Source organism: Micromonospora sp. I033 (genome assembly GCF_053890995.1).
Window position 1 is genome coordinate 1 of record NZ_JBSSLX010000301.1, and the last position, 5,312, is coordinate 5,312.

Consider the following 5,312-nt stretch of genomic DNA (forward strand, 5'->3'; position numbering starts at 1 on the left):
ACAGCCGGCTGGCGAGCTGCTTGAGCTTCGCCTGGTTCTCCGGCTTGGCCAGCTCGCGCCGACCGCGGTCGACCAGCTGCTGACCGCGGGGCGATCGCAGGAAGGCGGTGAGCCGTTGCACCAGTGACATGACGTCCTCCTGTCCGCGGTCCCCTCTCATGTGTACCCGGGACCGGCAAGTCCCTGGTACCCGGGCCGCCCCTCCGGCAACCCGACGGTGGGGTCAGCCCAGGATCTCCTTGACCACGGCGTTGGCGCGCCACTCGTGCTGGGCGTACGCGTCGGGGAACGCGGAGACCTGGACGGCCTGGGCGGCGACGGTGAGCGGCAGGTCCTGCCAGCCGGGGATCTGCTCCAGGGCGGAGAGGAACGCCTTGGTGGCGTACTCGGGGTCCATCAGCTCCTCGACGGTGCCCCAGCCGCTGCTCGGCCGCTGCTGGAACAGGCCGACCGAGTCGTGGTCCCAGCCGATGGCCTGGTGCGGGTAGTTCTGCGACTCGGGCAGCACGCCGCTGGCGTAGTTGAGCAGGGTGCTCTCCTGCATGGCGGTGGCCACCGCGATGACCAGGCCGCGACGCGGCACGCCCATCTCCCGGCCGGCCTGCACGATCTTCTTGGCGTTGTTCATCTGGGTCTGGTCCAGGCCGGCGACGGGGACGATCCGGCGGGGCTTGGGCTTCGGCTTGGGCTTGGGCTTGGCGGTCGCCGACGGGCTGGCCGAGGGGCTGGCGCTCGGGGTGGCCGGGGCGGTGGTCTCCCGGGCGTGGTCGCGGGAGGCGGCGTCGACGGCCGCCCGCTGGGCGACCTCGGCCGAGGCGGCCGGGCTCGGGGTGTCGCCGGCCGCGCGGGGGCCGAGCTGGGTGAAACCGCCCACCAGGCCGAGGCAGCACACCGCGCCGGTGGCCACGGCCATCTTCGTGCGGCCCGGCCGGGCGGCCAGGGGGTTCATGAGGGTGCCGAAGCGGGTACGCAGGGAACCGGCGGGAGTGGACGCCTCCGGAGAAGCGGTCGACTGAACGTCCGAGGGGGTATCGTCCGAACGGTCAGCCGAGCCGTCGAGGCCGTACTGGTCATCGAGGGTGCCGTCGTCACGCATTCGACGAGGCTAGGCAGGGCAAACCGGGATCACCCAGGCCGATCGGGTGGCCCTCGCCACACTTTGCGCCCGGAAAACCGGACATCCGACGGCGGCCGGGGCCGCCGGGTGACGCACCTCGCGACCCGGGAATACCTCCGGTCCACCCCGGGTCGAGCCGCCCCGGGCAGGAACCTCGCAGCCGTCCCGGCTCCGGCCAGTGATCGACTAACTCGTCCTTTCGGCCGAACCGGACCTAGCCCGTCAGGGGGAACGATCCCGTCACCGACACCGAACTGTGATCATCGTTCGGCCCGTAACGGAATGGACCACGGCGGCCGGTACGTTGGCCGAACCGGGGACGCCGTGTGCGCACGGCCCACCCGTACGCGTCGACAGGAAGGTCCGAACCGGTGCTCGACCCACACGAGCTCTACGAACTCAGCGACGATCTGCCCGACCTCGGCCAACCGGTGCTGATCCAGGCGCTCACCGGCTTCGTCGACGCCGGCAGCGCCACCCGGCTCGCCCGGGAGCAGTTGCTCACCTCCCTGGAGGCGCGGCCGATCGCCCGCTTCGACGTCGACCAGCTCTTCGACTACCGCTCCCGGCGGCCGGTGATGACCTTCGTGGAGGACCACTGGGCCGACTACGACGCGCCGGCGCTGGAGCTGCACCTGCTGCGCGACGACGACGAGACCCCGTTCCTGCTGCTGACCGGCCCGGAGCCGGACCTCCAGTGGGAGCGCTTCGTGGCCGCGGTCGCCGCCCTCTCCGCCCGGCTCGACGTCCGGCTCACGGTCGGGCTCAACTCGATCCCGATGGCCGTACCGCACACCCGACCCAGCGGCGTCACCGCGCACGCCACCCGACGTGAGCTGATCTCCGGGTACGAGCCCTGGCTCCAGAAGGTCCAGGTCCCGGGCAGCGTCGGGCACCTGCTGGAGTACCGCCTCGGCGAGCAGGGCCGCGACGCCCTCGGCTTCGCCGCGCACGTGCCGCACTACGTCGCCCAGACCGAGTACCCGGCCGCCGCCGAGGCGCTGCTCGCCGCGGTGTCCCGCAGCACCGGACTGCTGCTGCCCCGCGACGGCCTGGGCGCCGCCGCCGAGGTGGTGCGGGTGGAGATCGACCGCCAGGTCGCCCAGACCGAGGAGGCGGCCACCCTGGTCCAGGCCCTGGAGGAGCAGTACGACGCCTTCGCCCGGGGCCGCGGGGAGAAGAGCCTGCTCGCCCCGGAGACCGGCCCGCTGCCCACCGCCGACGAGCTCGGCGCCGAACTGGAACGCTTCCTCGCCGAGCAGACCCGCCCCGGCGAGACCCCGGAACGCTGACCGTTCGCCGAGCAGACCCGGACCACAATCCGGCGCGAGACCCCGGAACGCTGACCGTTCGCCGAGCAGACCCGGACCACAATCCGGCGCGAGACCCCGGAACGCTGACCGTTCGCCGAGCAGACCCGGACCACAATCCGGCGCGAGACCCCGGAACGCTGACGCGACACCCCGCCGGACTGGGCCGGCGGGGTGGCCGGTGATGGGGCAGGCTGGAGACATGCGCCTGGCGACCTGGAACGTCAACTCGGTGAAGGCCCGCCTCCCCCGGCTGCTCGACTGGCTGGCCACCACGAAGCCCGACGTCGTCTGCCTGCAGGAGACCAAGTGCCCCGACGGGGCCTTCCCGGTCGCCGAGGTGGGCGAGCTGGGCTACGAGGCGGCCAGCCACAGCGACGGCCGGTGGAACGGGGTCGCCATCCTGTCCCGGGTGGGGCTGGCCGACGTGGCGGTCGGCTTCCCCGGCGAACCGGGCTTCCCCCTGCCGGAGGCCCGGGCCATCTCGGCCACCTGCGGCGGCCTGCGGGTCTGGTCGGTGTACGTGCCCAACGGCCGCGCCCCCGACGACCCGCACTACGCCTACAAGCTGGCCTGGTTTGCGGCGCTGCGCGACGCCCTGGAGCCGGAACTGACCGGCGGGCTGCCGCTCGCCGTCTGCGGAGACTTCAACGTCGCCCCGACCGACGCCGACGTCTGGGACCCGGCGCTCTTCGTCACCTCCACCCACGTCACCCCCGCCGAACGGGCGGCGCTGGCCGCGCTGCGCGACCTCGGGCTCAGCGACGTGGTGCCCACCCCGATGAAGGGCCCGCACCCCTACACCTACTGGGACTACCGGGCCGGCATGTTCCACCAGAACAAGGGCATGCGCATCGACCTGGTCTACGCCTCGGCGCCGTTCGTCCGGGCGGTCACCTCGGCGTACGTGGACCGGGAGGCACGCAAGGGCAAGGGACCCTCCGACCACGCCCCGATCGTGGTCGACGCCGACCTCGTGCCGACCGTCGAAACGTTCTGAGCCACCTCGTTAGGGTGGAGCCATGGCAGTCGTGAAGATCAACGCGATCGACGTCCCGCCCGGCGCCGGCGAGGAGCTGGAGAAGCGGTTCGCGGCCCGGGCCGGCGCGGTGGAGAACTCCCCCGGCTTCCTCGGCTTCGAGCTGCTCCGCCCGGTCGCCGGGGAGAGCCGCTACTTCGTCTACACGCGCTGGGAGACCGAAGAGGCCTACCAGGCGTGGGCGCAGGGGCCGTCCCGGGCCGCGCACGCGGGCGGCGAGGGCGGCGAGCCGCGCAAGCCGGTGGCCACCGGTGCCACGCTGCTCGAGTTCGAGGTCGTGCGGCACGTCCCCGGCAAGGGCTGACCGCTCCTACTTCTGGAACATGGTCGACGCGACGTCGGCCATGAGCTTCAGTGCCCAGTCGAGCTGCGGGCAGGTGTCCCGGTCCCGGCACTCCAAGCAGCCACCGGCCCGCCACGGCTGGTCAAGCGCCCGGGTCCAGTGCGTGTCGATGATCCGCATCATCGCGAACAGCTCGTCGGCCGGCGTGATGTCGCCATCATCCATCGGCATCGTCGACACCTTCCGCGAGTAAGCGAGAGGGCCCGCCCCGGGCGCGGAGTTCCGTGCGCCGTGCGCCCAGGGCGGGAGGGACCGGAAACCCGGATTGCTGAAGTCCAGAAGCTCCGACCCACTGTCTCACTGTATTCACTGTCTCACTGTAGTCAAGTTCTCACTGTCTCGACTTCGCCGGGTTGTCACCTTGTCCCGGTCAGGTGCGGGCTGGAAACATGATCTCCGCTGAAGTCCAGGAGAGCCGATCATGCCGACCAGACCACCGCACTATCGACGCGTTGCCGACGACATCGAGGCCAAGATCCGTGCCGGCGACTACGCGCCCGGGCAACAACTGCCGTCCGTCTCGGAGATCGGCGAGATCTACAACGTCGCCAGGTCGACGGCCTACCGCGCCGTGAAGGAACTGCACGCGCGCAACCTCATCTACGGGCAGCAGGGCCAGGGCGTATTCGTCGCGGAAGCGGAAGAGTCGACCGGCTGATCCGCCCAGGGCACCACCCCTTCGAATCTTGGCGAGTTGCCGTTCGGAGCGAACGGAAAGTCGCCAAGATCCCGAATGTGTCATCCCTCTCAGGGTCCCTGGCGACGCCAGCACCTTTGAGTCGTTGTCGACGTCAGCTCGAAAGGCGCGCGCTGCCACAAGCCCCGCTCCGCCGCCTCCTGCTCAGGCCCTACGAATTTGATGTCGCACGGGACTCATTGCCAGGCGCCGCGAGCGCCAGGCGGCGTCAGGGGTTGCGGGTGTCGAGGAGCGAGGCGAAGGCGATGACGTTGTCCTGGTAGCCGGTGCGGCCGCCGACCCACTCACCGCCGCAGGTGATCAGCCGCAGCTCCGCCGGGCCGGAGTCGCCGTAGACCCGGTCGGCGGGCAGGTTGGCCTTGTCGAAGTACTCGACGGTGTCGACCTTGAAGGTGACCACGCTGCGGTCCGACCGGGTCACCTCGATCCGGTCCCCCGGCTTCAGGTCGTGCAGCCGGTAGAAGACCGCCGGCCCGCTCTTGGTGTCGACGTGCCCGACGATGATCGCCCGACCCGGATCGCCGGGCACCGCGCCGCGGTCGTACCAGCCGGTCTGATTGTGTTGAGTCAGTGGCGGCACGTCGATCGAACCGTCCCGGGCCTGGCCGACCGGGGTGACCGGGGCCGTAACCTTGATGGCCGGCACGGCGAGGCGGACCGGGAGGCTGGCCGGTTCCCGCGCCCGGGCCGGCTCGGCACTGCGCCGGTTCGACCCGGTCGCCGCGTCGGCCCAGTCGAACGGCCCGGCGGTCCGGCCCAGCCCGGCGCCGGTGGCGAAGACCCCGACCAGCACCAGCAGCACGGCC

Annotated in this window: 7 protein-coding genes; 4 read left to right on the forward strand and 3 right to left on the reverse strand. The window is 71.5% G+C overall.

Annotation, left to right across the window (positions count from 1 at the left end):
• Positions 1-223: 223 nt before the first annotated feature.
• Positions 224-1,096, reverse strand: a complete 873-nt coding sequence (locus ACW0Q9_RS28825; protein ID WP_456186646.1) for a peptidase M23 — start codon at positions 1,094-1,096, stop codon at positions 224-226.
• Between the two features lie 392 nt (positions 1,097-1,488).
• Between ACW0Q9_RS28825 and ACW0Q9_RS28830 the strand changes: the two genes are divergently transcribed.
• The 3 genes from ACW0Q9_RS28830 (at position 1,489) to ACW0Q9_RS28840 (ending at position 3,770) form a co-directional block, all read left to right on the forward strand.
• Positions 1,489-2,409 (forward strand): proteasome assembly chaperone family protein, encoded by a 921-nt coding sequence (locus ACW0Q9_RS28830; RefSeq protein WP_456186648.1) that lies wholly within the window; start codon positions 1,489-1,491, stop codon positions 2,407-2,409.
• 220 nt (positions 2,410-2,629) lie between these two features.
• Entirely contained in the window at positions 2,630-3,427 is a 798-nt protein-coding gene (locus ACW0Q9_RS28835) for an exodeoxyribonuclease III (RefSeq protein ID WP_456186650.1), read from the forward strand.
• A gap of 22 nt (positions 3,428-3,449) precedes the next feature.
• Positions 3,450-3,770, forward strand: a complete 321-nt coding sequence (locus ACW0Q9_RS28840) for an antibiotic biosynthesis monooxygenase family protein (protein WP_456186652.1) — start codon at positions 3,450-3,452, stop codon at positions 3,768-3,770.
• Positions 3,771-3,776: 6 nt separating this feature from the next.
• Here ACW0Q9_RS28840 and ACW0Q9_RS28845 read toward each other — a convergent pair whose 3' ends face one another.
• Positions 3,777-3,980, reverse strand: coding sequence for a hypothetical protein (locus ACW0Q9_RS28845; protein ID WP_151462470.1), 204 nt, complete (start codon positions 3,978-3,980; stop codon positions 3,777-3,779).
• Positions 3,981-4,230: 250 nt separating this feature from the next.
• Between ACW0Q9_RS28845 and ACW0Q9_RS28850 the strand changes: the two genes are divergently transcribed.
• The gene (locus ACW0Q9_RS28850; protein ID WP_456186654.1) at positions 4,231-4,467 is read left to right on the forward strand and encodes a GntR family transcriptional regulator; all 237 of its coding nucleotides are present in this window, start codon (positions 4,231-4,233) and stop codon (positions 4,465-4,467) included.
• Positions 4,468-4,714: 247 nt separating this feature from the next.
• Here the strand turns inward: ACW0Q9_RS28850 and ACW0Q9_RS28855 are convergent.
• A partial coding sequence (locus tag ACW0Q9_RS28855) for a class F sortase (RefSeq protein WP_456186656.1) occupies positions 4,715-5,312 on the reverse strand: 598 nt, incomplete at its 5' end.

Bases quoted from the DNA above. Each gene is read 5' to 3' on its own strand.
- ACW0Q9_RS28845 (WP_151462470.1), bottom strand. From the start codon at position 3,980: ATGCCGATGGATGATGGCGACATCACGCCGGCCGACGAGCTGTTCGCG.
- ACW0Q9_RS28850 (WP_456186654.1), top strand. From the start codon at position 4,231: ATGCCGACCAGACCACCGCACTATCGACGCGTTGCCGACGACATCGAG.
- ACW0Q9_RS28840 (WP_456186652.1), top strand. From the start codon at position 3,450: ATGGCAGTCGTGAAGATCAACGCGATCGACGTCCCGCCCGGCGCCGGC.
- ACW0Q9_RS28835 (WP_456186650.1), top strand. From the start codon at position 2,630: ATGCGCCTGGCGACCTGGAACGTCAACTCGGTGAAGGCCCGCCTCCCC.
- ACW0Q9_RS28825 (WP_456186646.1), bottom strand. From the start codon at position 1,096: ATGCGTGACGACGGCACCCTCGATGACCAGTACGGCCTCGACGGCTCG.